This window comes from Glycomyces tenuis DSM 44171 (assembly GCF_000427885.1).
Lineage (GTDB): Bacteria > Actinomycetota > Actinomycetes > Mycobacteriales > Micromonosporaceae > Glycomyces > Glycomyces tenuis.
Genome location: NZ_ATYW01000008.1, coordinates 59098 through 84454, shown reverse-complemented (window position 1 = coordinate 84454; position 25357 = coordinate 59098). Strand labels below are relative to the sequence as shown.

30 protein-coding genes and 1 pseudogene are annotated in these 25357 nt (G+C 69.6%); 18 read left to right on the top strand and 13 right to left on the bottom strand.

What is annotated here, in order from left to right; all coding sequences use genetic code 11:
• Window positions 1–37: 37 nt before the first annotated feature.
• Window positions 38–1471: a mercury(II) reductase gene (gene merA, locus YWW_RS0110665; protein ID WP_026930113.1), complete on the bottom strand. Its 1434-nt coding sequence runs from the start codon at window positions 1469–1471 to the stop codon at window positions 38–40.
• Window positions 1472–1593: 122 nt separating this feature from the next.
• On the opposite strand from merA, the gene YWW_RS0110660 reads away from it, so the two are divergent.
• From YWW_RS0110660 to YWW_RS0110640, 5 genes are all read left to right on the top strand, one after another.
• Window positions 1594–1983 carry an ArsR/SmtB family transcription factor gene (locus tag YWW_RS0110660; protein WP_051325643.1) on the top strand — a complete coding sequence of 130 codons (390 nt, stop codon included), beginning with the start codon at window positions 1594–1596 and terminating at the stop codon, window positions 1981–1983.
• Window positions 1980–2243, top strand: coding sequence for a hypothetical protein (locus YWW_RS0110655; RefSeq protein ID WP_026930111.1), 264 nt, complete (start codon window positions 1980–1982; stop codon window positions 2241–2243). The genes YWW_RS0110660 and YWW_RS0110655 overlap by 4 nt, the downstream gene beginning before the upstream one ends.
• On the top strand, window positions 2219–2527 hold the full coding sequence (locus YWW_RS0110650; RefSeq protein WP_155830102.1) for a hypothetical protein: 309 nt from the start codon (window positions 2219–2221) through the stop codon (window positions 2525–2527). The genes YWW_RS0110655 and YWW_RS0110650 overlap by 25 nt, the downstream gene beginning before the upstream one ends.
• Before the next feature lie 80 nt (window positions 2528–2607).
• On the top strand, window positions 2608–2976 hold the full coding sequence (locus tag YWW_RS0110645) for a BlaI/MecI/CopY family transcriptional regulator (protein ID WP_026930109.1): 369 nt from the start codon (window positions 2608–2610) through the stop codon (window positions 2974–2976).
• Entirely contained in the window at window positions 2973–3824 is an 852-nt protein-coding gene (locus YWW_RS0110640; RefSeq protein WP_026930108.1) for a M56 family metallopeptidase, read from the top strand. The genes YWW_RS0110645 and YWW_RS0110640 overlap by 4 nt, the downstream gene beginning before the upstream one ends.
• A gap of 7 nt (window positions 3825–3831) precedes the next feature.
• Here the strand turns inward: YWW_RS0110640 and YWW_RS29625 are convergent, their stop codons facing one another.
• The 9 genes from YWW_RS29625 to YWW_RS0110595 all read right to left on the bottom strand — a co-directional run bounded on the left by YWW_RS29625 (window position 3832) and on the right by YWW_RS0110595 (window position 8991).
• Entirely contained in the window at window positions 3832–4161 is a 330-nt protein-coding gene (locus tag YWW_RS29625; protein WP_051325642.1) for a DUF1707 SHOCT-like domain-containing protein, read from the bottom strand.
• A gap of 2 nt (window positions 4162–4163) precedes the next feature.
• Window positions 4164–4802, bottom strand: coding sequence for a class I SAM-dependent methyltransferase (locus YWW_RS0110630; RefSeq protein ID WP_026930107.1), 639 nt, complete (start codon window positions 4800–4802; stop codon window positions 4164–4166).
• 78 nt (window positions 4803–4880) lie between these two features.
• The gene (locus YWW_RS0110625) at window positions 4881–5129 is read right to left on the bottom strand and encodes an SHOCT domain-containing protein (RefSeq protein ID WP_026930106.1); all 249 of its coding nucleotides are present in this window, start codon (window positions 5127–5129) and stop codon (window positions 4881–4883) included.
• A gap of 370 nt (window positions 5130–5499) precedes the next feature.
• On the bottom strand, window positions 5500–5712 hold the full coding sequence (locus YWW_RS0110620) for a hypothetical protein (RefSeq protein WP_026930105.1): 213 nt from the start codon (window positions 5710–5712) through the stop codon (window positions 5500–5502).
• Between the two features lies 1 nt (window position 5713).
• Window positions 5714–5977, bottom strand: coding sequence for a glutaredoxin family protein (locus tag YWW_RS0110615; protein WP_026930104.1), 264 nt, complete (start codon window positions 5975–5977; stop codon window positions 5714–5716).
• The gene (locus tag YWW_RS0110610; RefSeq protein ID WP_035699104.1) at window positions 5974–6663 is read right to left on the bottom strand and encodes a peroxiredoxin family protein; all 690 of its coding nucleotides are present in this window, start codon (window positions 6661–6663) and stop codon (window positions 5974–5976) included. The genes YWW_RS0110615 and YWW_RS0110610 overlap by 4 nt, the downstream gene beginning before the upstream one ends.
• Window positions 6663–7592, bottom strand: a complete 930-nt coding sequence (locus YWW_RS29620) for a cytochrome c biogenesis CcdA family protein (RefSeq protein ID WP_051325686.1) — start codon at window positions 7590–7592, stop codon at window positions 6663–6665. Before YWW_RS29620 ends, YWW_RS0110610 begins: the two co-directional genes overlap by 1 nt.
• 89 nt (window positions 7593–7681) lie before the next feature.
• The gene (locus YWW_RS0110600; protein WP_026930102.1) at window positions 7682–8629 is read right to left on the bottom strand and encodes a M56 family metallopeptidase; all 948 of its coding nucleotides are present in this window, start codon (window positions 8627–8629) and stop codon (window positions 7682–7684) included.
• A complete protein-coding gene (locus tag YWW_RS0110595; RefSeq protein WP_026930101.1) occupies window positions 8626–8991 on the bottom strand; it encodes a BlaI/MecI/CopY family transcriptional regulator in 366 nt (121 codons plus the stop codon). Before YWW_RS0110595 ends, YWW_RS0110600 begins: the two co-directional genes overlap by 4 nt.
• Before the next feature lie 107 nt (window positions 8992–9098).
• Here YWW_RS0110595 and YWW_RS29615 point away from each other — a divergent pair, with 107 nt between their 5' ends.
• From YWW_RS29615 to YWW_RS33985, 3 genes are read left to right on the top strand one after another with little or no spacing between them, the layout of a single operon-like run.
• Window positions 9099–9707, top strand: coding sequence for a TlpA family protein disulfide reductase (locus YWW_RS29615; protein WP_051325641.1), 609 nt, complete (start codon window positions 9099–9101; stop codon window positions 9705–9707).
• 5 nt (window positions 9708–9712) lie between these two features.
• Window positions 9713–10453, top strand: a complete 741-nt coding sequence (locus YWW_RS0110585) for a cytochrome c biogenesis CcdA family protein (RefSeq protein ID WP_035699106.1) — start codon at window positions 9713–9715, stop codon at window positions 10451–10453.
• A 29-nt stretch (window positions 10454–10482) separates the two neighbouring features.
• On the top strand, window positions 10483–11010 hold the full coding sequence (locus YWW_RS33985) for a hypothetical protein (protein WP_026930099.1): 528 nt from the start codon (window positions 10483–10485) through the stop codon (window positions 11008–11010).
• Between the two features lie 9 nt (window positions 11011–11019).
• Here the strand turns inward: YWW_RS33985 and YWW_RS33980 are convergent, their stop codons facing one another.
• A complete protein-coding gene (locus YWW_RS33980) occupies window positions 11020–11571 on the bottom strand; it encodes a TlpA family protein disulfide reductase (RefSeq protein WP_162145934.1) in 552 nt (183 codons plus the stop codon).
• Between the two features lie 181 nt (window positions 11572–11752).
• On the opposite strand from YWW_RS33980, the gene YWW_RS0110570 reads away from it, so the two are divergent.
• The 3 genes and pseudogenes from YWW_RS0110570 (at window position 11753) to lgt (ending at window position 15406) form a co-directional block, all read left to right on the top strand.
• Window positions 11753–12355: a copper resistance CopC family protein gene (locus YWW_RS0110570; protein WP_026930098.1), complete on the top strand. Its 603-nt coding sequence runs from the start codon at window positions 11753–11755 to the stop codon at window positions 12353–12355.
• A gap of 4 nt (window positions 12356–12359) precedes the next feature.
• Window positions 12360–14222: pseudogene (locus tag YWW_RS37320) on the top strand (bifunctional copper resistance protein CopD/cytochrome c oxidase assembly protein); the annotation flags it as partial.
• A gap of 197 nt (window positions 14223–14419) precedes the next feature.
• Window positions 14420–15406 (top strand): prolipoprotein diacylglyceryl transferase, encoded by a 987-nt coding sequence (lgt, locus tag YWW_RS37315; RefSeq protein ID WP_051325639.1) that lies wholly within the window; start codon window positions 14420–14422, stop codon window positions 15404–15406.
• A gap of 65 nt (window positions 15407–15471) precedes the next feature.
• Here lgt and YWW_RS29590 read toward each other — a convergent pair whose 3' ends face one another.
• Both YWW_RS29590 and YWW_RS0110550 read right to left on the bottom strand, forming a co-directional pair.
• Window positions 15472–15843 (bottom strand): DUF2933 domain-containing protein, encoded by a 372-nt coding sequence (locus tag YWW_RS29590; RefSeq protein ID WP_035699109.1) that lies wholly within the window; start codon window positions 15841–15843, stop codon window positions 15472–15474.
• Between the two features lie 97 nt (window positions 15844–15940).
• A complete protein-coding gene (locus tag YWW_RS0110550) occupies window positions 15941–16213 on the bottom strand; it encodes a hypothetical protein (protein ID WP_026930097.1) in 273 nt (90 codons plus the stop codon).
• A 291-nt stretch (window positions 16214–16504) separates the two neighbouring features.
• Between YWW_RS0110550 and YWW_RS29585 the strand changes: the two genes are divergently transcribed.
• The 7 genes from YWW_RS29585 to YWW_RS0110515 all read left to right on the top strand — a co-directional run bounded on the left by YWW_RS29585 (window position 16505) and on the right by YWW_RS0110515 (window position 25208).
• Complete coding sequence (locus YWW_RS29585) at window positions 16505–19030, top strand: heavy metal translocating P-type ATPase (RefSeq protein WP_051325638.1); 2526 nt, start codon at window positions 16505–16507, stop codon at window positions 19028–19030.
• 44 nt (window positions 19031–19074) lie between these two features.
• Entirely contained in the window at window positions 19075–19773 is a 699-nt protein-coding gene (locus YWW_RS0110540) for a response regulator transcription factor (RefSeq protein ID WP_026930096.1), read from the top strand.
• A gap of 525 nt (window positions 19774–20298) precedes the next feature.
• Window positions 20299–21165, top strand: a complete 867-nt coding sequence (locus YWW_RS36870) for a sensor histidine kinase (RefSeq protein WP_245595403.1) — start codon at window positions 20299–20301, stop codon at window positions 21163–21165.
• A 126-nt stretch (window positions 21166–21291) separates the two neighbouring features.
• The gene (gene resB, locus YWW_RS29575) at window positions 21292–22857 is read left to right on the top strand and encodes a cytochrome c biogenesis protein ResB (RefSeq protein ID WP_155830100.1); all 1566 of its coding nucleotides are present in this window, start codon (window positions 21292–21294) and stop codon (window positions 22855–22857) included.
• Window positions 22854–23816 carry a c-type cytochrome biogenesis protein CcsB gene (gene ccsB, locus YWW_RS0110525; protein WP_026930095.1) on the top strand — a complete coding sequence of 321 codons (963 nt, stop codon included), beginning with the start codon at window positions 22854–22856 and terminating at the stop codon, window positions 23814–23816. Before resB ends, ccsB begins: the two co-directional genes overlap by 4 nt.
• 31 nt (window positions 23817–23847) lie before the next feature.
• The gene (locus YWW_RS33975; RefSeq protein WP_026930094.1) at window positions 23848–24636 is read left to right on the top strand and encodes an alpha/beta fold hydrolase; all 789 of its coding nucleotides are present in this window, start codon (window positions 23848–23850) and stop codon (window positions 24634–24636) included.
• 98 nt (window positions 24637–24734) lie between these two features.
• Entirely contained in the window at window positions 24735–25208 is a 474-nt protein-coding gene (locus tag YWW_RS0110515; RefSeq protein WP_035699156.1) for a DUF2752 domain-containing protein, read from the top strand.
• Window positions 25209–25357: the final 149 nt, after the last annotated feature.

Below are 25357 nucleotides of genomic sequence, written 5' to 3'. Positions count from 1 at the left end.
AGCCTGAATCACCCGGACATAGTGCAATCCTCTCCAATCAGGCGGCACAGCAGGAGAGCTTGGCGACGTCGGTGGTAAAGGTCTGGGCGGCGAGCTTGATCGCCTCGGCCTCGGTGAGGTAGGGGTTCCATTCGTCGGTCATGTCCTCAATGGTCATGCCCGCTCGGAGGGCGTAGATTCCTGCGAGGATCATGTCCCCGGCGGCCTCGGCGGCAATGTGGACACCGAGCAGCCGACCGGTCTCGCCGTCGGCGACGAGCTTCACCGCCCCGGTGGTGTCGCGGTTGACGATCGCACGGGGCACGGCCGACATCGGCAGGGTCCGGCAGTCGCACTCGAACCCTGCTTCGACTGCTTGGGCGTCGGTGAGTCCGACCGAGGCGAGGGCCGGGGAGGTGAAGGTGACCCGCGGCAAACGGGTGTAGTCGACCTCCTTGCCCGCCTCGTCGAAGGCGTTGGCGACGACCATGGTGCCGCCGCTGGCGGCGTTGTAGACGAACTGGGGGTACCCGGTCACATCCCCGGCCGCCCAGACCCGCGGGTTCTCAGTGCGCAAAGAAGCATCGACGGCCACCGCGCCGCGTTCGGCGAGTGCGACGCCGACCTTGTCCAAGCCGAGCCCGTCGGTGTTGGGTCGGCGGCCGGTCGCCACGAGCAGCTGCCCGGTGTCGAGCTTGCGATCGGTGCCGTCAACGTCGGTGAAGGCCACGGCGAAGGCGTCGCCTTCGAACTTGGCGCAGGTGATCGAGGCACCGGTGACCACGCCTATGCCCTCGGCCGCGAACGCCTCCGTGATGACCTCGGATAGTTCGGGCTCTTCGAAGGGGGCGAGGCGGTCGAGCGCTTCGATGACGGTGACCTGGACGCCGAGGCGGGCGAACATCTGGCCCTGCTCGAGGCCGATGGCGTTGCCGCCGATGACGATCATCGACTCCGGCAGCGCCTCGAGGTCCATCGCGGTGGTGGAGGTCAGGTACGGGGTCTCGGCCAGGCCGGGGATCGGTGGGGCCCAAGGACTCGCCCCAGTGGCGACCAGGTAGTGCGCAGCCTCGACCGTCTGCGTCCCGCCGCCTGCGAGGTCGACCTCGACCGCCGGGGCCTCATGTGTTCCGGTGAACCGGGCTGTCCCGTGCAGGATTTCCCAGTCGTATTCGGCGGCCAGGTCGGTGTACTTCTCCTCGCGCATGGTCGCGACCAGGTCGTCCTTGGCGGCGCGGACGGCGGCCCAGTCGACGGGCGCGGCGTCGGTGGCCGCGCCGGGGAACCGGGAGTCGGCCGCGCTCTGGCGGGCGCTCGCGGTGGCCAGCAGGGCCTTGGAGGGCACGCAGCCGACATTGACGCAGGTCCCGCCGACGGTGCCGGACTCGATCATCACCACCGTCAGGTCCTTCCTGCGGGCGGCGATGGCGGCGGCGAACGCCGCACTGCCGGAGCCGATGATCGCCAGGTCGGCCGTGATGTCACTGCTCATGGTCGCTTCTCTTCCTGCTCGTGGGCCGGGTCCGCGAACCGGACCCCGACTATTCGCTTCAGCGAATAGAAATATGCGAGCGTACTATCCGCATAGGCGAATAGTATTGATTTGGAGTGACCATGACCAGCATTACGGCGAACCCGTCCGGCCGCACCGGAACGCTCGAGTGCGGACACCTGGACACGGTGGCGAAGTTCTTCCGAGCCCTGGGCGACCCCACGCGGCTGGGGCTGCTGGTCTTCATCCTGGGCGCCGAGCGCACCGTCGCCGAGTGCGTCGCCCACGCCGGGATCTCGCAGCCGCGGGTCTCAGTGCACCTGTCCTGCCTGGTCGACTGCGGTTACGTGGTCGCCCGCCGGGACGGGCGGAAACTGCGCTACAGGGTCGAAGACCCCCGCGTAGCCGACCTGGTGGTCGCCGCCCACGCCCTGGCCGCCTCGAACACCGAAGCACTGGCCGCGTGCCTGGTCATCGACGCCGCCGCACCCGGCGGAGGTGAGCGGTCATGAGCGGCCGAGACCGACAGGAACCCTCGGGCTTTGCGCTCATCGCCGGTAGCACGGTCGCGCTCATCGCTTCCGGCTGTTCGGCCGGCGACGGCGATTCCCCCGACGAGGGGACCGAGACCACGGCCGCCGCCGAGGCGCCGACCCGGCAGGCCGCGCTGACCGTCATCGCCGGGGCCGAGTCGATGTACCCGGACGCCGCCGGTTCGGCGTCCTCGCCGTCGATGAGGGGACGATCGTGGAACCGGAAGTCGTGGGCCTGATGCCCGAGACTGACTACACCTCGCACCTGCATGATGCGACCTGTGAGTCCGACCCGCCCGGCGGCGACCACCGGCTTGCCGACCCTGAGGCGGGCATGTCGGAGTCCAACGAGGTCCACCTGCACTTCACCACCGACGCCGACGGCAACGGCACAGCGGTCATCGACAGCGACCTGGTCGCCGACGATCGGGTGAAGGCGATCGTCGTCCACGTCGACGACCCCGAGAGCGAAGCCCACGACCACATGGCCTCCGACCGGGTTCCGTGCGGCGACTTCGAATAGCGCCGCCGTGGCGTCCGGTTTCGGCCAAGTGCCACGCACCGGCGATCCTGACTACGACCGGTTCGTAGTAGATTGAGGGTATGGGAAGCGGAGATCGTGTCGGGCGGTTCGGGCCGTTGGAGTCGGTGGTCCTGGAGGTGCTCTGGGACGCTTCGGAGCCGCTGCCAGTGCGGCGGGTGCTGGAGGTGCTCAACCGCGACCGAGAGCAGGCGCTGGCGTATACGACGGTGATGACGGTGCTCTCACGGCTGGCCGAGCGGGGTGTGGTTGCCCGTTCGAAGGTCGGGCGTGGCTATGTGTACCGCCCGGTCGCTCGTGACGAGGCCGGGATCGCCGTGCGTCGGCTCCTCGATGACTACGGGGAGGCGGCGCTGGTCTCGTTCGTCGACCAGGTCGGCGACGACGAGGCGCTGGCCGAGCGGCTGCGGAAGCTGGTGGACGGGTCATGACCGGCGACCGGCCCCTGTGGATCCTGGTCGTCGGCACCGTCGCGACGTACCCGGGGCTGTGGCTGGTGTGGTGCGTGTCGACGCTGTTGGGCATGCACGGCTCCTCGCGTTCCATCGCGTCCGATCGTCTGTCCCAGGTCGCGGCCTATCTCGCCTTGGCGGTGGTGGGTGCCGTCTCGGTCGCGCTGGCGGTGCGGACGTTGGCGCGAGTCGCCTCGGCGACCCATGGCCTGGTCCGGGAGCTGGAGTCGCGGCGGATCCAGCCGCCGGGCCGATTGGCCACGGAGGCGACGAACCTGGACATCGCTCGGCTGATGGTGGTCGACCGCGCCGAGGAGTTCGCGTTCACGGTCGGGGCACTGCGGCCCCGTGTTGTGGTGAGCTCCGGGATGGCCGCGGCCTTGCCGGATGCCGAAATGCGAGCTGTGCTCGCTCATGAGGCGTCGCACGTGCGGCGATGGGACCCGCTGCGGGCGTTGGCGGTACAGGTCGCCGCCGCTCACCTGTGGTTCGCGCCGCTGGCGAAGGATCTGCGGTCTCGGGCCGTGTCCGAGCACGAGCTGGCGGCCGACCGTTACGCGGTGGACCGGTGCGGGCGGGCCGCGTTGGCGTCGGCGCTGCTGCGCGCCGCCCCCGGGCCGGGAGCCGCTGAAGTCGCGGTCAGCGGCTTCGCCGCGACAGGCCTGCTGGAGGCGCGGGTGCGGCAGTTGGAGTCCGGTCGGGTGCTGCTGCCGGGTCTGAGGTCGGTGCCGCGTTCGACCCTCAGCGGCATCGCGGTACTGGGCTTCGCCTCGGCGGTCGCCGCCTCCTGGAGCCTGATGATCGCCGCCTGCCCCTGCCCGATGTGACCGTCGTTCAATGGCACATCATGCCGCCGGTCGGCATCGCGCTCGCTGCCTGCGCGAGGCCGCCGATGAGGCCGACGCCAGCGGCGGCGGCCAGGACGATCGTCACCACTCGCCGCCACGCCGGACGGGTGAGTCCACGGGACCGGTCGTCATTGTCGTGGAGCGCGGGCAGGTCGGCGGTGAGTCGGGCCAGATCGGCACCGGTCCGTGCGGCCCAGGCTTGTTCGCTGCGCTCGTCGAACTCGGCGAGGGTCAGCCGTCCATCACGGGCGTGCCGCTCAAGCGCCTGAACGGTCGCCCGGCGTTCGGCGTCGGAGACGCGAAGCTGCGGGTTCATCGTCACTCCTCCTCAGATGCTGCGGGTTTGCGGGCGGCGAGGCGCTCGATCAGGCCCTTCTTGAATCGGTCGTGCGCCTCGATCGGGAGCCCGGCCGCGCGCACATGCCGGATGGGGCGGCGCCGGAAGTGCTCTCCTTCGAGCGGGACGGTGAACCAATCGACGGCGCGCTGGAGTCCGCGAATCCACGCCGAGGTCGACACCACATGGTCGGCCAGCAGGAGCAGCCCGCCGGGACGCAGCACTCGCACCATCTCGTCGACGGCTTTGGCCTCGTCAGGGATGGCGCACAGCGAGAAGGTGCACACGACGGTGTTGAAGGAGGCGTCGGGAAGACCGAGCCGCTGGGCGTCGCCGAGGCGCAGGTCGGCCTCGACGCCGAGTTCGGCGGCGCGCCGCTTGGTGCCGTCGAGCATGGCCGGGCTCAATTCGAGGCCGACCAGTTCGATGCCCTCAGGGTAGTGGGGGAGGTTCAGGCCGGTTCCGATCGCGACCTCCAGGGTCCGCCCCTGCGCTCGGGAGGCGATCCAAGGCCGGGTGTCGCCGAACAGGCGTTCCGAGCGGGCCATGGTCCGGTCGTAGCCGGCCGAGTGCTTGTCCCAGCGCCGACGCAGGTCGTCGAGGTTCTTGATCCGAGCCATGGGCGAGGTCCCTTCTGGTGGCGTTCCTACCCGCCACCTTACTACTACAAACCAGTAGTAGAAAAGGTGTCTCGCTTGTCAGCCGGTATCCCGGTCCGCCTGGCGCAGCACGTTCAGGCGCTGGCGGTACTCGTCCTCGTCGATCTCCCCGGCGGCATAGCGGGAGGCCAGCACCTGCTCGGCCTCGCGCGCACCTTTCTGGCTCCAGGTACGCAGGCCTCCCCTGGCGAGGGTGACGATCAACCAGATCACCGCACCCCAGACGGCGAACATGAACAGCATCATCACCAGGCCCCAGCCGGCGCCGTTCCATCCCCACATCATCATTTCGGTCCCCTCGTCGAGTGGCGCTCGATCGCCGGGCGCGCTTCTCTGATTTCGGCCCTACTACCTGATTGTAGTAACAAAGTCGGCCGGTGTCAGGCCGTGCCGTATCAGGTCGCGATGGGAGTTTTCCGAGGCGGTGAACCGTGCGCGTGGTGGTCTCGGCCGTCGCTGACTCGACTTGTAGGTCTGCGGCTCGCGGCAGGCCGCGAGCCGCAGACCTACGTCAGGATTACTCCTGTCCGCATGGGCAGCAGCACTCCTCTCTGAGGGTGCCGCAGTTCGTGCAGCATTCGTCCATCGCCGGTCACCTCCTCTGTTTCCTCGCTGGGGTGGTCGCCAGCGAGGGGTGGGAAGGGTTGAGGGGCGGGGGTCAGTCGCGGGCCCCGCGCTGGGCGCGGAGTTCGTCGAGTTCGGCCCGCATCTGGTCGGTCTCGGCGGTGAGGCGGGCGATCTCGGCCTGCGAATGCTCGCCGTGCCCCTGGTGGCCTTCGTGTTTGGCGTGGCCGCCGCCCATCATCTTCATCATCATGACCATCATGGCGACGCATCCGACGACGGGCAGCAGGTAGAACAGGTTCTCCATGTCAGTCCTTTCCGGCCGTGGCCTGGGCGAGTGTCTTGCGGAGTTTCCGTTCGCTCGGTCGGCCGTAGCTGAACAGCTCGTCGTCGATGAGCAGGCCGGGCGCGAACAAGACGGCGTGCTTGATCGCGAGTTCGCGGCCCTCATCGCTGGTCGTGTCGATCTCGGTGACGGTGAAGTCGAACTCGGACGAGAGGTAGTGCAGGATCTCCTTGGCCCGGTCGCAGAAACCGCAGTCGCTCTGGGTCAGCAGCGTTATGCGGGTCACTGGTCGATCCTGTCGGCCTCGAGGTCGGTCAGGATCGCGTCGACCGGCAGGTACATGGTGTAGTCCGGTTCGCCGCCGTAGTCGGCGCGCCAGACGATGGTGCCCTCGCCGTCGACCAGGATGAAGCTGTGGCCGTTGGTGGTCCCTCGCATCATCCCGTAGGCATTGGTGTCGTACTGCTCCGAAACAGCGAGATCAGTGTCGGACACGGCGACGGTGGACAGGCCGTCGGCGGCCATCTTCTGGGTGTGGAGGTCGATCGGGTCGGTGGTGACCGGCAGGAAGGCGTCGATCCCGGCGGCTTCGAAGTCGGCCCAGGCGTCCTCGACGTCGGCGATCTGGTCCCAGCAGGGCTGGCAGCCGCCGCCTTCGTGGAAGTACAGCAGCACGTTCTGGCCGCCGTAGTCGGCCAGGCTGACCTGCTCGCCGTTGGTGGCCGGGAGGGTGAACGGTGGGGCGGTCTCTCCGGGTCCGGGGTCGCCGACGGCGAAGTTGTAACCGGAGCTGCCCTCGGCGCTCGCCGTGGTCTGCTTCTCGTTCTGGGTGACGGTGTAGACGGCGAAGAGGAGGCCGAGGCCGATCGCCACGGCGACGGCGACGGCGATCTGCGTCGCCGAGGGCCGCCAGCCCTTGCGCTGTGCGGCTTTGGCCTGCTTCTTCGACTTGACGGTGGTCTTGGTGGCCATCAGGGCTGCTCCGTCTTCTGCGCTGCGGGAGTGTCCTCGCAGCATGCATGCGGTTCGGTCGGGCTCGGTTCAGGGATGTCGGTCTTGGTGCGAGTGCCGCGGATCGCTTTGAACAGCAGCCAGGCGAGGGCGCCGAGGATGGCGATGCTGATGACGATGCCCGGCAGTGTGGAGCTCAGCGCGTGTTGTACGTGGGCGGCGGCGAAGCGCAGTTGGGCTGCGATGCGGGCCTGCCAGCCGTCGGGGGCCATGCCGCGCTCGGTCAGGGCCAGGACGACGGTCAGGATGCCCATGGCGACCATGAGACCCCCCGACAGGAGCGACCACAGGGGGATCTTGCGTCCGCCCACGCGTAGGCCGCGCTCGTTCAGCCATTTGGCCGAGCCCCAGTCGCGGCGGTCCCACGCCAGGGCGAGGATGGTCAATGGGGCGACCATGCCGAAGACGTAGGCGGCTCCGACGCTGAGTGCGGCCGGGAAGGAGGCGACGGCTCCGGAGACGGCGACGACCCCGGCCAGGACGGGGGCGCAGCAGGCCGAGGCGATCCCGGAGAACGCCCCGAGCAGGTAGGTCGCGCCGATCCCGCCCCCGGAGGTGGAGCGCAGGCCGGGCATCGGCATCGTCATCTTCCAGCCCATGAGCATCGCCGCGCCGAAGGCGATCATGGCCGCCCCGCCGATGGAGTACACCCACACATGCTGGGAGATGAACAGCCGCGACAGGGCGGTCGCGCCGAGCGCGATGGGCAGGATGACCGTGGCCAGGCCGGCGGCGAAGACCATGGTCATGCCGAGGATGGATCGCCGGTGGCGGAAGGTGGAGGCGAAATAGGCCGGCAGCATCACTGAGACGCAGCACGGTGCGGCCAAGGCCAGGACGCCGCCGAGGAAGGCGGCGAGCAGCGTGGTGGAGAACAGCAGCTCGCTCACGACCACCAACTCTCTACTAGGAACTTAAGTACTAAGAATCATAGTAGATTGGTGCGGTCAATGCCACCGAACCAGGTTCGGGCGTGTCGTCAGGCGGGGTAGCAGGCCATCTGGATCAGCGCCAGGACCGGCAGCGCCGATACGATGATCGGCATCACGACCACCAGCGCCGAGCCGCCGACGATGCCCCCGGCGCAGAGCCGCCCGACTCTCGGCGGTGCGCTCAGCAGCCGCTCCATGCGCTCGACCGTGTCGCCCCCGGAGACGGCCAGCGCTGTCTGCGGCGCCGCACCGGCCTCGGCGAAGGCCAGCAGGCCGGCGGCGATGGCGCGTCGGGGCTGGGCTCGGCTGGCGGCCTCGTCGGCGCACCGCTCGATCAGGTGCGCGATGCGGCCGGGTGCGTCGGCGAACAGCGGCAGCCGCGGGGCGACCCGGTGCAGGGCCAGTGCCGTGGCGATCAGGAGGTGGTGGCGCCCGGCGAGGTGGGCGCGCTCGTGCGCGAGCACGGCGGCGAGCTGGGTCTCGTCGGTGGCCGCGACGGCTCCGGCGGTGACGACGACCGTGCCGCCGCGCCCGGCCAGGCAGTAGGCCGCCGCTTCAGGACGGTCGACGATCCAGGCGCCGAGGCCCTCGTCCCAGCGCCCCCGGCGGGCCAGGAGGCCGCGGTGCTCGCGGCGCTCTCGCCGGGTCCGGACCGCGACCGCGACGCCGCTGCGCGTAATCAGGACCGGGACCACGGCCACCAGCGCCGCCGATGCGACCGCGGCGGCTAGGCCGCCGCTGGGGCCGTACTGGGACTGGAGCGCGGCCACGCAGGTGTGGAGGAAGCCGGCCACCGTCGAGCCGAACGAGCCCATGGGCATCAGCATCGCCAGGCCCGCGACCGGGACGGACAGCAGCGCGCTCGCCATCATCGCGAACCAGGCGACCAAGCCCAGGCGGGGTGCGCGTTCGAGCAGGCGCGCACCGCGTAGCAGCCGAGGGCCGAAGACGGCGAGGACGGCGGCGTAGGTGAGGAGGATCGCGGCGATGGTCATGACCGCTCGGCCCCGTCCGAGTCCATGAGCTCGCGGAGCCGGGCCAGCTCTGCCGGGCCGATGGCATCGGCGAATTTCAGCAGGGCGGCGGCGCGGTCGGTCGAGGCGTCGAGGACGCCGGTCATGAGCGCGGCGTCGTGCTCGGCGCGGGAGTGGATCGGCCGGTAGGCCCAGGCGCGGCCCTCGCTGTGGCGCTCGAGGACGCCCTTGCGGTGCAGGTTGTCCATGATGGTCATGACGGTGGTGTAGGCCGGGACCGGGTCGCGGTCGAGCCCGGTCAGCACCTCGCGGACCGTGGCAGGGCGACCCAGCGCCCACAGGCGGTCCATGACCACCGCCTCCAGCTCTCCGAACTGCCGCATGTCGACCTCCCTTGATCGCGCCGGTCACAGGTGGCGCTCCCGCCACGATACCCGCGTTATGGACCCTTATAGTACTAATCAACTTAGTAGATAAGGAGTGGTCCGCCATGCCGCACCGCCGCACCCTCCTCGCGGCCGCCCCGCTGCTCGCGCTCGCCGCCTGCTCGAACGGCGGCGAGAATTCGAACCGGGTCAACGAGCTCAACCGGTCCCGCTACACCTCCGGCGACGGCACCAACCTCCGCTGGGACGACCCGGCAGAACGCCCCGGGGCCCCGGTCCTGACCGGGGAAAGCCTCGACGGCGACTTCATCGACACCGCCAAATGGGCCGGGGACATCATGGTGGTCAATTTCTGGGGTTCGTGGTGCCCGCCGTGCGTTGCCGAAGCCCCCGAGCTGCGGGCCGCCGCCGAGCACTACGAAGAGCAGAACGCGCGATCGGACGATGACGTCGACGTCCGCTTCCTCGGCATCAACTCCCGCGACGAGAAGGACGCCGCCAAAGCCTTCGAGGAGCGCCACCGGATCCCCTACCCGTCGATCTTCGACCCGCCCGGGGAGATCGCCATGCAGTTCATCGAATACGACGTCTCCCCCAACACCTTCCCGGTCACCCTCGTCATCGACCCCGAGGGCCGGGTGTTCAGCATCTGGCGCGGCGAGATCGACGCCGAGACCGTCTACGCCGACGTCAACCAGCTCCTGGAGCCCTGACTGACGTGAACCTCGCCGACATCGTCACCTCCGGGCCCCTGGCGCTGGGGATCGCCATCGCCGTCCTGGCCGGGGTCGTCTCGTTCGCCTCTCCGTGCTGCCTGCCGCTGATGCCCGGGTATGTCTCATACGTGACCGGACTGTCCGGCTCCGAGATCGCCGCCGGAGGCCGCAGAGGCCGGGTGCTGACCGGGGCACTGCTGTTCGTCGCCGGGTTCACCGCCGTCTACACCCTCACCGTGTTCGCCCTCCAGACCATCGGACGGTCCCTGCTGACCAACGGCACGGTGATCGAGACCGTCGTCGGCGTCCTCATGATCGCCATGGGCGTCATGTTCACCGGCGCGATCCCGATGGGCCGGGGCTTCCAACTGCGTTGGCGACCGGCGATGGGCCTGGCCGGTGCGCCGGTCTTCGGCGCGGTCTTCGCCATCTCCTGGATCCCTTGCGTCTCACCGGTCCTGGCCGCCGTCACCGGCTTCGCCTACATCCAGGACGGCGCCGCCCGCGGCATCGCGCTCATCATCGCCTACTGCCTCGGCCTGGGCATCCCGTTCATCGCCATCGCCCTGGGCATGCACAAGCTCAACCGGGCGGTCGGGTTCCTGCGCCGCCACGGCCGTGCCATCTCGATCGCCGGCGGGATCATGCTCATCATCGTCGGCCTCATGCTCGTCACCGGCGCCTGGGGCGACTTCCTCAATTGGCTCCGCGCCACCGTCGGCGTCGGCGTCAGCCCCATCTGATGCACAAGAAGTAAGGGGAACGACTGACCGTGAAGACCGCAGCGATCCTGGCCGCCGCCGGCCTCGTCCTGGCCACAGCCGCTGCTTGCTCAAACGGCGAGAACGATGAAGCGTCCGATGAGACGGTCGAGACCGTAGCCTCGGCACAGACCGCCGAGACCACGCTCGGCGTCGTCGCCACCGCTGCCGAGGCCTATCCCGACGCCGCCGGGCGGGCGATCGTCACCGTCGCCGAGACCACCAGCGTCGGGTTCACCGTGACCGGCCTGGAGCCCGAGACCGACTACACCTCCCACCTGCACGACGCCTCCTGCGAGGCCGACCCGCCCGGCGGCGAGCACTGGCTGGCCGACCCCGAGGCCGACATGTCCGAGGACAACGAGATCCACCTGCACCTGACCACTGACACCGACGGGGCCGGCACCGTGTCCGTTCAAAGCGACCTGATCGCCGACGAGCGGGTCAAGGCCATCGTCGTCCACCTCGACGCCGAGGGCGAGCATACCGACGCCATGACCTCCGACCGGATCCTGTGCGGTGACCTCGAACTTGAGTGACCACAGTGGTCACGGCAGCTCCATGCCGAACGCCGCGGAAGCGGTCTCGGCCAGGCTGTCGGCGGTGAGGCCGGGCTCGGCGACGAGCTCGGCGACCGTCCCGTCGGGGGCGACGAACGCGACGGCCGGCACGCCCGGGACGCCGAGAGCGATGCGGACGGTCTCGTCGGCGTCGAAGACCGACGGGTAGGTCAGGGCGTAGTCCTCGGCGAACCACCGGCCCCGGTCCCTGGTATCGGCCGTGTCGACGCCGAGCACGTCGATCCGGTCGCCGTGCGCCTGGTAGAACGCCTCGATCTCGGGCGCCTCCTCGGCGCACACCCGGCACCAGCTGGCCCACAGCACGATCACCAGCGGCCGGCCCTCGTGGACGCCCACCTCGGTGGCGGTGCCGTCGCCCAGGCACGGCAGCGACAGCTCGCCGAGCGGCTCCACCGGCACCTCACCCTGTTCGCACGCGACCGACCAGGTCGGCTCCGCCGCCGCCCCCGGCCGATCGCCGCCCGAGCATCCGGCCGCGACCAGCAGCATCGCCGCCGCACCCGCGCACATACGCCTCATCGCGCCTCCGCGCACATCCCAATGGCGGCGGGGCCGCTCGGCACCCAGTGTTCCGGCCATGTCCGTCCTCTCTTCGGCCTCGACAGCGGCGTCCGGAGTCGCGCCGACCCATCGGGGTGACGCAGCAGACGACGGCCGAGCGCTCTCCCAGAAATACTAAGACAGATAGTAGATTGTCGGCATGCTCGCACTGATCCGACTGCGAACCGCCGCACCACGGGGTTCGAGAGCAGCGCTGGCGCTCGCGCTGGTCGCCGCCATCACGATCTGGTTGCCCGCCACGCCCACTTTCGCCCACGCCGCCTTCACCGGCAGCACCCCGAGCGACGGCGAGTCACTCGCGAGCCCGCCCGATCAGATCCGCCTGGAGTTCAACGAGACCGTCGACGAACGCTTCGTCGAGACCGCGCTCACCGGCCCCGATGGGCAGCCTGTCGACATCGGTGAAACCACCGTGGAGGCAGGTGCGGTGGCCTTCACCGCCGACATCACCGCGCCCGGCGACTACACGATCGGCTACCGGATCGTGTCCACCGACGGACACCCGGTCGAAGGCGAGATCGCCTTCACCGTCATCGTCGTCCCCGAGGCCACGACGCCGTCAGACGTACCCGCCACACCGTCGCCCGCGCCCGCCGCCACCGAGCCAGGCGCCGAGTCGGACGAATCCGGGACCGCCTCATGGGTGCCGACCGCCGCCATCCTGGCCGTGCTCGCCGCCGTCGCCGCTGCCGCCCTGATTCGCCCCAGTCGACACCGCTCACACGGCCCCAAGGAGGAGTGAACCGATGCCCGCAGCAGACTCCTCTCGGCGCTGGCCGGTCCTGCTCGGCGGCCTCGCCGCCGCCGGGGCCGCAGCGTGGCTGGTCTTGTGGCTCGGCGGCGGCGCCGACATTCAGCCCGTGACCGGCATCCCGGCCCGCGACCAGACCGTGGTGTGGCTGGTCGGCCTCATCCGCGTGGTCACCGACGGCCTGGCCGTCGCCACCATCGGCCTGCTCACGGCCGCGGCGTTCCTCGTCCCCGGCGGCGACTCCTCGGGCGGCCGGATCGTGTCGGCCCACGGCTACCGTTGGCTGCGCGCCGCCGGGGTCACCGCCACCCTGTGGAGCCTGACCACCCTGGCCGCCATCCCGATCACCCTCGCCGACGTCCTGGCCGTCGACCTCGCCGGCGGCGCAGGACTGCCCGCGATCGTCAACTTCACCACCACCGTCGACCAGGGCCGGGCCCTGCTGCTCATCGCGGCCATGACCGCCGTCCTGGCCGTCGCCGCCCGCTCAGTCATCACCGTCACCGGCGCCGCGATCCTCACCGGCCTGGCCGCCGCCGCGCTGCTGCCGACTCTCTTCACCTCGCACGCCGCCTCGGCCGGCGACCACCAGCAGGCGGTCAACAACCAGCTCTTCCACGTCTACGGGGCGGCCTTCTGGGCCGGCGGTCTGCTCGCGCTCCTGCTGGCCCGCACCCTCCCCACACCGCAGCTGGCGCGGGCCGCCTCCCGCTACAGCCGCCTCGCCGCCATCTGCCTGACCGCGGTCGCCGCCACCGGACTGTTCAACACCGCCGTCCGCTTCAACACCCCCACCGAGATCTTCGGCGACAACTACGGGCGCGTCATGCTCGTCAAGACCGCGTTCATCGTGGTCCTGGCGTGGCTGGGCTGGCTGCACCGCCGCCGCACCCTCCCAATGCTGCGATCGGGAGACCGCCGGCCCTTCCGGCGCCTCGCGGCGGTCGAGGTCATCGTCTTCGCCACCGTCGTCGGCCTCTCGGCCACCTTGACCCGAACCCCGCCACCGCCCGGCGACCAGCCGAGCGAGTCCTTCGTCGAATCAGCGCTCGGATTCGCCATGCCTGACCCGCTGACACTGCGTACGGCCTTGCTCGACTGGTACCCCGACCCGCTGGGCATCACCGCCGCAGCAGTCGCCGTTGTCCTCTATGCGGCAGGGGGGCGCAGGCTCCGACGCCGCGGTGAGCCGTGGCCGACATCGCGTCTTGTCGCCTGGCTGGCCGGCTGGGCGCTGGTCGTCGTCGCCACCAGCTCCAGCCTCGCCCGCTACGGACCGGTCCTGTTCTCCGGCCACGTGACCGTCCACCTGATCCTCGCCGCGATCGCACCCATCGCTCTGGTGCTCGCCGCGCCGGTCCAGCTTGCCCGCACCGCGCTCGAACTCTCCACCGACGACGGACTCCGCGGCCCCCGGGAATGGCTGGACATCGCGACCGCTTCGGGCCCAGCCCGGGCACTGACGAACCCGGCGGTGGTCGTGGTCCTCTACCTGGCGGCGCTGTATGCGATGTACCTCCCGCCGCTGTACGAAGCCTCCCTGCGATCCCACGCCACCCACCTGGCCGCCGTCGCCCTCTACCTGACGGCCGGATGCGCTTTCTTCGGCCGCATACTCCGCCGCGGCGCCCGGCCCGCCCTCTGGAGCCGAGTCGCCCTGCTGGGGATAGCCCTGGCCGGCCACCTCGCCTTCGGCTTGCTGCTCCTGCAAGGCCAACCGGCCATCACCCCCGAATGGTTCGGCGACCTCGGCCGTGACTGGGGACCCGACCTGCCCACCGACCTGCGAACCGGAGGCGTGCTGACGCTGGCCATGGGCACGACCAGCATTGCCCTGGCCACAGCCGCGCTGACGGTACGACGATGGCGGCGACACCGCTCCGCTCCGGGGCAGCGGCCCACCGGTGGCGACCGCGCCCCCGGCCTCCGGGTGAAGAGCGTGTCGGGTCCCGATAACCCGAGGCCCGCAGCGCGCACCCGGGCATCATCGCCGGTGACGCAGTCGACAGCCGAGGACTCGACCACTTCTACTATGTTAGATAGTAGATTGTTGGCATGGACCTTGCCTTCATACCCAGTCCGAGCGGATCCGTCTGGCACCTCGGGCCCATCCCCATCCGCGCCTACGCGCTGGCCCTCATCGCCGGGATCGTCGCCGCCTGCTGGATCACCGAGGTGCGGCTGCGCTCGCGCGGCGCGCCCAAGTGGGCCGTGCTCGACATCGCCACCTGGGCCGTTCCCTTCGGCATTGCCGGCGGCCGCCTCTACCACGTCTTCACCAGCCCCGACGCGTACTTTGGCGCCGACGGCGACCCGTGGAAGATCATCGCGGTCTGGGAAGGCGGCCTTGGCATCCCCGGTGCGATCCTGCTCGGCGGCGTCGGCGTCTGGTTCGCCTGCCGCCAACTGAAGCTGCCGTTCACGATGGTCGCCGACGCCCTCGCCCCCGGCCTGCCGGTCGCCCAGGCGATCGGGCGGCTCGGCAACTGGTTCAACCAGGAGCTCTACGGCAAACCATTGGAGGCGTTCTGGGCCGTCCAGATCGACCCCGCGCACCGCGTCGCCGGATACAGCGAATACGCGGCATTTCACCCGACGTTCCTGTACGAGGCGCTGTGGAACCTCGGCGTCGCTCTGCTCGTGTGGGGCGCCGATCGCAAGGCCAAGTTCGGCGCCGGACGCGCCTTCGCGGTCTACGTGGCCCTCTACGGCATCGGCCGGTTCTGGATCGAGGGCCTGCGCATCGATCCGGCCCAAACCTTCGCCGGGCTGCGCCTCAACCAGTGGATGAGCGTGGTCGTCATCGTCGCCGCGGTCATCTACCTGCTGCGCGTCCGTGGCACCCGCCAGGTCTTCGTGCTCGATGGCGAGACTCGCGTGCCCGTGGCCTGGGACTCCGGTCGTGCGAAAGCCGCCGGCTACGCAGGCGGGCGGCTCCCCAAGGGCAGCGAACTCACTGAACCTGAAGTCTCCGAGCCAGTGAAGGCCGAGCCCGACGAAGTGGCAGAGGATTCCAAGGCCGGCGGGCCGGACGGGACATAGGTGCCGGGGACGGGGAATGCCCAGGGCCTCGCGTCTCGACGCGAGGCCCTGGGGGCGACGTCGGCTTATCCGTCCAGTCGAGTCGTGCTCGGCGTGTGGTTCGCGGCACCGTCGGCGGCAGCGTCGGGACGCTTGGCGGCGGTGGCGGCCTCTTGCTCGGTCAGTGCGGCCTGTTCTGCCTTGAGTTGGCGCAGTTCGGCTTGCAGCGTCTTGACGCGCTGGTCGATCTCGGTGCTGTCGGCGGTGCCGGTGGAGCATTGGTCGTTCATCTTGGCGTGGCTCCGCATCATGAAGATCATGCTCAGCGGGCACACCGCGAGGATCAGCAGCGGCAGTGCCGTCAGGAACCAGGCGGGTTTGAGGGCCAGCACGCCGACGGCGACGGCACCGAGGCCGATGATGACCTTCTTGTTCAGGCACATGTTCATCATGCGCATCGGATTCCTCCTGTTTGCTCTACGTCGGACCGTCGGCGATGACGGGGTTCTCGGTCCAGACCGGATGGGTACCGCGAAGCCGTGGTGCGGTCCGGGATCAGTCCTCGGAATCGCCCATCATCGACCCCATGCCGCCCGACATCATGTGCTCCATGCCTTCGGGCATCGTGCCCTCGGACATCATGCGTTCCATCTGCTCACGCATGTCCGCGCGATCGCCGGCCGGCAGCTGATCCGTGCAGTGCTCGATCATCTCGGCGCTGTTCGGATCCTCGTCTGGCGAGGAGGCGGCGTAAGCGGTGCCGGACGCGCCGAGTCCGACCAGTGCGGCCGCGGCCACCGCCAGGCCCGCCTTCTGATGCTTCTTCATGGTCGCTCTCCTTGTCTCGTTCCGTGCTTTCGACGCTAAGCCGGTGTTGTGAAGGAGTCGTGAAGTCCCGATGTGGGTATTCGGCGCGTTCGCACCCGTCAAGACGCTGGCGCTGCGACGATGATTTTCGCGCTGACCTGCCTAAACGGAGCTCCGTTTGCCCTGACAGATCGCCCGTATCACGATAGATATCGCATTTGATACCCCGGGTGGGTAATCGTAGTGTGGTGAGTGCGGCCGATTCGGGGCCCGCGCAGACCGAGCCCGCGTTCGGGCGGAGAGGAAGTCGACATGAGTACTGGCGAAATCGTGGTACTGCTTGGAGCAGTCGCGCTGATCGCGCTGCTCGCCTGGTATTTCTTCGGATCCAAGAGGTCGAAGCTGGCCGACCTCCGGGGCGATGCCCAGGAGGTCGAGATCGTGGTGAAGGGCGGGTACTCCCCGGACGTCATCCGGGTGCGGCAGGGGGTGCCGGTGCGGCTGCTCTTCGACCGCCGGGAGAGCGGCGAGTGCACCTCAAAGGTGGTCTTGCCCGATTTCGGCGTGTCCAAGTCGCTGCCCGCCTTCGGTAAGGCCGCCGTCGAGTTCGTTCCCGACAAGACCGGCCGGTTCGGGTTCGCCTGCGGCATGAACATGGTGCACGGGACGCTGATCGTCGAGCCCGGCTCCGGGGACGGCGAGGCCGCCGCACCGGTCGATCCCGAAGCGGCGTCCAAGCCCGAACCCACAGCCCCGCCAGGTGATGCCGACCGCGGAGACGCCGAGGCGGCCGACCGGCAGGCCGAGATCAAGGATCTGTCCCGGCGGGTACTGCTGGGGACGGTCTTGACCGTGCCGGTCGTGCTGGCCGTGATGCTCCACGAACTGTTCGGCGTCGCCGTGCCGGAGCTGCTGCTCGACCCCTGGGTCCAGTTCGCGCTGATCACCCCGGTGATGTTCTACACCGGCTGGCCCATCCACCGGACCGGCTGGCTCGCCCTGCGGCACCGCAGCGCCGAGATGAACGCACTGATCACACTCGGCACCTCCGCGGCCTACGGATACAGCCTGGTGGTCACCGTTGCCCCCGGCCTGCTGCCCGAGTCGGTGCGCGAGGTCTACTACGAGGTGGCGGGGGTGATCCTCACGCTCATCCTGCTCGGTCGCCTGTTCGAGGTGAAGGCCAAGGCCGGCACCGGCCAGGCGATCCGCGAACTGCTCGGCCTGCGGGCCAAGACCGCCCGTGTGGTCCGGGACGGCGATGAGGTGGAGGTGCCGGTCGAAGAAGTCGTCCTCGGCGAGGTCATCGTGGTGCGCCCCGGCGAGAAGGTGCCCGTGGACGGGGTGATCACCGACGGCCGCTCCAGCGTGGACGAGTCGATGGTGACCGGCGAGTCGATGCCGGTGGCCAAGGGCGCCGGCGACGAGGTCGTGGGCGCGACCGTCAACCAGACCGGAGCTTTCCGCCTGGAGGCGACCCGTGTCGGCGCCGACACGGTGCTCGCCCAGATCGTCCGGCTGGTCCAGCAGGCACAGGCGTCCAAGGCGCCCATCCAACGCATCGCCGACCTGGTCTCGAGCTACTTCGTGCCCGCGGTGGTGTTCATCGCCATCACCGCGTTCGCGGCCTGGTTCATCCTCGGCCCCGAGCCGTCGCTGACCCTGGCGCTGGTCACCGCCGTCGCCGTTTTGATCATCGCCTGCCCCTGCGCCCTCGGCCTGGCCACCCCGCTGTCCATCATGGTCGGCACCGGGAAGGGGGCACAGGCCGGCATCCTGATCCGCTCGGCCGAAGCGCTGGAGACCGCTCACCGGCTCGACACCATCGTGCTCGACAAGACCGGCACCATCACCAACGGACAGCCGGTGCTGACCAACGTCGTCACCGCTGCAGGGTTCGACGAGGACGACGTCGTGCGCCTGATCGCCTCGGCGGAGCACTCCTCCGAGCACCCCTTGGGCCAGGCGATCGTCCGCGGCGCGGCCGAGCGCGGCATTCGATCGGTCGAGGCCGCCGAGTTCGACTCGGTCACCGGCAAGGGCATCACCGCAAGCGTGGACGGACACCGCGTGCTCGTCGGGAAGGCCGCCCTGCTCACCGAGGCGGGCATCGATCCCGCCGCCCTGCGAGCTGACGCGGACCGGCTCGCCGCCGAAGGCAAGACCCCGGTCTACGCCGCAGTCGACGGGCGGCTCGCCGCGGTGATCGCGGTGGCCGACACCGTCAAAGAGGGCTCGCCCGCCGCGGTCGCCGAACTCCAGCGCATCGGCCTGGAGACCGTGATGATCACCGGCGACAACGAACGCACCGCCGAGGCCATCGCCCGCCAGGTCGGCATTGACCGCGTCCTCGCCGAAGTGCTGCCCGAACACAAGGCGCAGGAGATCAAGCGGCTGCAGGACGAGGGCAGGCGAGTCGGCATGGTGGGGGACGGCATCAACGACGCCCCGGCGCTCGCCCAGGCCGACGTCGGCTTCGCGATCGGCACCGGCACTGACGTCGCCATCGAGGCCGCCGACGTCACCCTGATCTCCGGAGCCTTGGGCCCGGTGGTGACCGCGGTGACGCTGAGCCGGGCCACCATGCGCAACATCCGCCAGAATCTGTTTCTGGCCTTCGTCTACAACACCGTCGGCATCCCGCTGGCAGCCGGTGTGCTCTACCCGGTCACCGGCTGGCTGCTCAGCCCCATGATCGCCGCGGCGGCGATGGCGCTGTCGTCGCTGTCCGTGGTCGGCAACGCCAACCGACTGCGCCGGTTCACACCCAAGGAACTGCCCTCCACGCCGTCGCCGACTAAGCGGACCAGGGAACCGGTCGACGCGGGCCGATCGTGAACCCGGACGCGCGCCCATCGGCATTCGAGAAGGGAGGTGTATCCGTGACCGCGACCGTGCTGGTCGTCGATGACGAACCGAAACTGCGCTCGCTGGTGCGCGACTACCTGGAGCGCGACGGGCACACCGTGCTGGAGGCCGCCGACGGCCTCCGGGCGCTCGAAATCACCGCCGACATCCACCCCGACCTGATCATCCTCGACCTCGGCCTGCCCGGTCTGCCGGGGGAGGAGGTGGCCCGGTCACTGCGCAGGGACGGCGACGTGCCGATCGTGATGCTCACGGCCAAGGCGGCGGAGAACGATCGGGTGATGGGGCTGCGTATCGGGGCCGACGACTACGTGGTCAAACCGTTCAGTCCCAGGGAACTGGTCGCCCGCGTCGAGGCGGTGCTGCGCCGCACCCGCCGCGGGCACGCCGAGACCTCCGAGGCCGTCTCCTACGGGGACGGTCGGCTGCACATCGACGCCGAGCGCCGCGAGGTGCACGCCGACGGGCGGCCGGTCGAGCTCACCCGTACCGAGTTCGACCTGCTGGCGGCCCTCGCCTCCCGTCCCGGGCGGGCCTGGAGCCGCATGGAGCTGGTCGGCAGGGTCCAGGGCCACGCCTTCGGCGCCTACGAGCGCACCATCGACGTGCACGTGAAGAACCTCCGCCATAAACTCGGCGACACCCCGCCGTTCCGTTTGGTGGTCGCCGTACCGGGCATCGGATACAAGCTCGGGATCGACTCCGATGCGTAACCCGCTGCGCGGCCGCTTCGCCCGCGGCCTCGCCTTGGCCTTCGCCGCCTTGGGCATCGGCACCGCGGCCCTGACCGCCGTCATCGTCAACACCGCCTTCAACGCCCGCTTCGAGGACTACCTGGCCGAGCAGCAGGAGGCCAGCCAGCGGCAACTGGTCGCGCTCTTCGCCGCCGAGTACACCCGCGACGGCGGGTGGAATCCCGATGCGCTCGACGAGCTCGCGCCCACCGTGACCATGACCGGCTCCGAAGTCGCACTGCTCGACCCCTCGGGGGACCCGCTCTGGTCGCTCGCGGACGCCGATGTGGACGCGACCATGCTCGCCATGCACCGCCAGATGATGGGTACCGGCCCGCTCGGCGAGCCCACCAGCCTGCCGATCACCGTGGACGGACGGCACGTCGGCACGCTCGAGGTCCGCGTCCCCAAGGCGCGATACCCGCGGCCGACAGGGAGTTCCAGGCCTCGGTCAACCGCCTGCTCATCGCCGGGGCCGTCGCTGCGGGCCTGGTCGCACTCTTGGTGGGCCTGTATACCGCGCGCCGGGCCACCGCGCCCATCGCCGAACTCACCGGTGCCGCGCGAGACCTGGCCGCCGGCAGGCGCGACCGGCGCGTGGAAGGAGCCCCCGACAACGAGATCGGCCAACTGGCCACCGCCTTCAACACCATGGCCGACCGCATCGAGAAGGAGGATGAATTGCGCCGACTGTTCGCCGCCGACGTCGCCCACGAACTGCGCACCCCCCTGGCCATCGTGCGCAGCGAACTCGAAGCCCTTCAAGACGGCGTCCACGAACCCACCCCGGAAATCATGGCCTCACTGCACGAGGAGACCCTGCGCCTGGGACGGCTCACCGCCGACCTGGAGGCGCTCGCCTCGGCCGATGCCGCCGCCTTCACCCTCGAGCGCGCCCCGCTGTCACTGACCGCACTCATCCGCGACACCATCGACGGCTTCGCCGGGCAGTTCACCGAAGCCGGAATCGATCTCCGTACCGACCTGGCTGAAGTGCATGTGAACGGCGATGCGGTTCGCCTGCGCCAGATCGTCACCAACCAGCTCACCAACGCCCTCAAGTTCGTCCCCGCCGGCGGCACCGTCACCGTCCGCCTGGACGCAGAAGACGACTGGGCCGTCCTCCGCGTGGCCGACACCGGTCCCGGCATCCCGGCCGAGGACCTGCCGCGCGTCTTCGACCGCTTCTTCCGCAGCCGCACCACCCGCACCGACGGCTCCGGCATCGGCCTGGCCGTGGCCGCCGAACTGGCCGCCGCGCACGGCGGGACCATCACCGCCGACAGCACCCCCGGCCACGGCACCACCTTCACCACCAGGCTCCCGGTCCTGCCATCGCCATCTGACGCGAGTGGGCCGCCACGGCGATGACCACCCGGCCGAGACTATCTCCTATCGCGAATAGTAGATTGCGGTCGTGGCAAACCGACGACCGCACCGAACAGGCGCTCCAGCGATGACCACCGACCCCCGTGCCGTGATCGGGGAGGGCCGACCGTGAGGCACACCCCCGTACGGGCCCTTCGCTCCTTTGGCCGCCGCTGGTGGCACCAGCTCACCTCCATGCGCACCGCGCTGCTACTTCTGCTCGCGCTCGCCCTGGCCGCGATCCCCGGGTCGACCTTCCCGCAGCGGTCCATCAACTCCAACGACGTCGCCGGCTTCTACTCGGAATACCCCGACCTCGCGCCGATCCTGGACCGGCTGTGGGCCTTCGACGTCTACGCCTCGCCATGGTTCTCCGCGATCTATCTGCTGCTCATGATCAGCCTCGTCGGCTGCGTCCTGCCCCGCGCGGTCGCGCACCTCAAAGCGCTGCGGACCGCGCCGCCCGATGCTCCCAAGCGGATGGACATCCTGCCCTGGCACCGCCGCCTCGAAGGCCGGGTCGACCAAGGCAGCGCCGAAGCGGCCCTCCGGCGGCGCCGCTGGCGCACCGTCCGGCGGGAAGGCGCGGACGGCGCCGTCACCGTCGCCGCCGAGAAGGGGTACTTGCGCGAGACCGGGAACCTGCTGTTCCACCTCAGCATCATCGTCGTTCTGATCGGTGTCGCCGCCGACCGGCAGTTGTCCTGGTTCGGCAGCCGCATCCTCGCCGAGGGCGCCGACTACGGCTTCTGCAACAACCTCCAGCAGTACGATGAATACGGGCTTGGCCCCTGGGTCGAAGAGACCGAACTGCCCCCGTTCTGCCTCACACTCGACGACTTCACCGCTGAGTTCCAAGACAACGGCCCGACCGCCTTCGACGCCGACGTCACCTGGGCCTACGGCGACCAGACCGGCACCTACGACCTGCGCGTAAACCACCCGCTGAACTTCGACGGCACCAACGTCTTCCTCATCGGACACGGCTACGTGCCGGTGGTCACCTACACCGACCGCTACGGCCAGACCACCACGACTCGGGCCCCGTTCCTGCCCCAGGATTCCTTCCTCAACTCAGAGGGCGCCTTCAAACTCCCCAACGTCAACTTCAACCCCGAAACCGGCGAAGTCGACCAGAACAATGAGACCGGCTTCGACGCCTACCTGGTGCCGACCTTCGACCCCTCGACCGCCCAGCTCTTCGGCACCGAGCCCGAGCTGAACAACCCCACCCTGGCCCTCACCGCCTACCAGGGCGACCTCGGCCTGGGCGACGGCCTGCCCGAGTCGGTCTACAGCATCAACGAGGACCAGATCGCCTCCGGCGCACTCGAACAGGTCAACGATGAGGTCGAGGTCATCGGCCTCGGCGATGTCATGGAGCTGCCCGACGGCTCCACCCTCGCCTTCGACGACGTCGAGCAGTACGCCGTTATCCAGGTCCGCTACACCCCCGGCGCGCCCATTGTGCTGGCCGGCGTGCTCATCCTCCTCGCGGCGCTGCTGCCCGCCCTGGCGGTGCGGCGCCGGCGCTACTGGATCCGCTGGAACCTCGACGGCACAGTTGAGGCCGCCGGGCTCAACCGCAACGACTACGACGGCCTCGAAACCGAATGCGAAGCTCTCACCCGCACCGTCGCACCCGAGGCCGAACCCGTCACAGCAACCGAGTCACCGATCAGGAGCAGCACATGAACGGCGCCGAGATCTCCAACGCCCTGTTCGTAGTCACCATCCTCGCCTATGCGGCCGCGATGTTCGCCTACGCCCTCGAATACGCCTTCGCGCAGCGCTCCGCCGAACAGCGAATCCTGGTGGCCCCCGGCGGCGAACCGGTCGACGACCATAGTCGGCCCACCGACCGGGCACCGCTGACATCGTCCGCGGCCCAAGGTGCCGGACGCCTCGGTCTGATCCTCACCTACGTCGGCACCGCGGCGTTGACCGTCTCGATTGTCACCAGGATCGTCTACACCGGCCGGTGGCCGTGGGGCAACATGTTCGAGTACATCACCGGCGTGGCCCTGGTCGGCATGATCACCTGGCTGGTGCTGGTCGCCCGCGGCGCAGCGCCCCGCCGCCTCGGCCTGTTCGCCACCTTCGCGGCCACCATGGTCCTCGGCGGCTCGGTCCGCGTCTACACCGAGGCCGCCGCCCTGGTGCCCGCCCTGGACTCCTACTGGATCGTCATTCATGTGACCGCCGCGATCATCGCCGCCGGGATCCTCCTCATCGGCTGCGTGTTCGCCCTGCTGCACCTGCTCAAACGCGCCCACGACCGCCGCGCGGCGCGCGGGAGGTCCGTCGAGTTCTTCCCGCTGAGCGTCGCCCACCGGCTCCCCCAGGCTGACGCGTTGGAACGGCTCACCTTCAAGCTCCACGTCTTCGCGTTCCCGATCCTGACCTTCGGCATCTTCGCCGGCGCGGTCTGGGCCCACTTCGCGTGGGGCCGGTACTGGGCCTGGGACCCCAAGGAGGTCTGGGCCTTCATCGCCTGGGTCGTCTACGCCGCCTACCTCCACGCCCGCGTCTCCGGCCGCGCCGCCCGCGCCTGGGCACCCTGGATCGCCGTCCTCGGCTACGCGGTCATGATCTTCAACCTCACCGCGGTAAACCTGGTCTTCGACGGTCTCCACTCTTACTCTGGAGTCTGACCGGCGTGACGTCGCGGAAGGAGCGTGACCGGTGAATTCCGAGTTGTTCGTCCGCCGGTCCGGCTCGGGTGATCCCGTGGTGTATCTGCACGGCCTCGGCGCCTCATCCCGCTACTTCGAGCGCCTGTGGGCACAACTGCCGCCGCACCGGATCATTGCCCCGGACCTGCTCGGCTTCGGCCGCTCGCCTAAACCCTGGCGCAACGCCTACCGGCTCGAGGACCACCTCGACGCCCTCGCTCCGCTCGTTCCGGCGGGGGCTCCGCTGGTGGGTCATTCGGTCGGCGCGGTGCTCACCGCCGCCCTCGCTCAGCGGCTGGACTCCCAGCCGCGTGTGATCGCCCTGCTCGGACTGCCCGCCTTTCCCGCGGCCGACAATGCGCTCGAATCCATCGCGGGACTCGGCCCATTGGCGCGAGGCACCGTCGAGGGGCGGATCGGCGCCCGCGCAGCCTGCGCCGCCATGTGTGCCTTCCGACCGCTCGCCCGATGGCTCGCACCGAGGATGCGGCCGGACCTGCCCGCGTCGGTGGCCGCCGACCTGGTCGACCACACCTGGCGCTCCTACACTCACAGCCTGCGCCACCTCGTCGTCGAGCACCGCGTCGCCGACGGCCTCGCGCACGGCGGTATTTCGACCGTGCTGATCCATGGCCGGGACGACCGCGCCGCTCCGCTCGACCACGTCCGCGCGCTGCTCGCCAACGGCGTGACCGCCGACTTGGAGGTCCTTCCCGGCGATCACCAGCTGCCGCTGCATCACCCGGACCGGCTCTCGCGCGTCTTGGTCCGGCACCTGTGGCCCGCCGTGCGGTTCTGAACCTCCTCCGCTCCCGGTCGAACACGATCACCATGAAGAACCCCGAACTACTATGATAGTTAGTATAATGGCGCTTAGTCGATCCAATGAGGGAGATCATGACGCATCCGCCGGCCCCGACAGCGGTTCCGGACACCCGACCGCCGAGTCCGTGGCGCCAGCGCCTGGGTCCAGCCGCAGTGTGGGCCGGACTGGTCGCCGCCACCGCCTACGTCCTCGCCTTCAACCCCACCGACACCAACCCCGATCTCTCGGGCCCGTGCCTGTTCCACCTCGCCTTCGGGATCAATGGGCCGTTCTGCGGGGGCACCCGGATGTGGTGGTACCTCGTCCACGGTGACCTGGTCCACGCCTTCCAGCACCACCCGATCGCACTCATCGGCGTTCCCTTCGCGCTCTACGCGCTGGCCTGGTGGACCGCCCGAACCTGGTTGGGGCGCATATTCCCCGCTCCGCGTCTGCCGCGGTCCGTCTACATCGGCTACGCCACCGCTTGGGTCGTCTTCGCCCTCGTACTGCGCAACCTCTCTGAAGGTCCCTTCACCTGGTTCAACATTCCCTACCTTGGATAAGGCCCCTCCCGTCCCTGCGATGTCGGCAATCCCAAGGACGCCGAAGGAGGTGACAAACGATGGAGGAATGCTGTCCGAACTCTCGCGCCTGCCGACAAGATCGTGATGACGCAGGCCGGCGCACGTATCGGGGCGGTGATTTTGCTTCA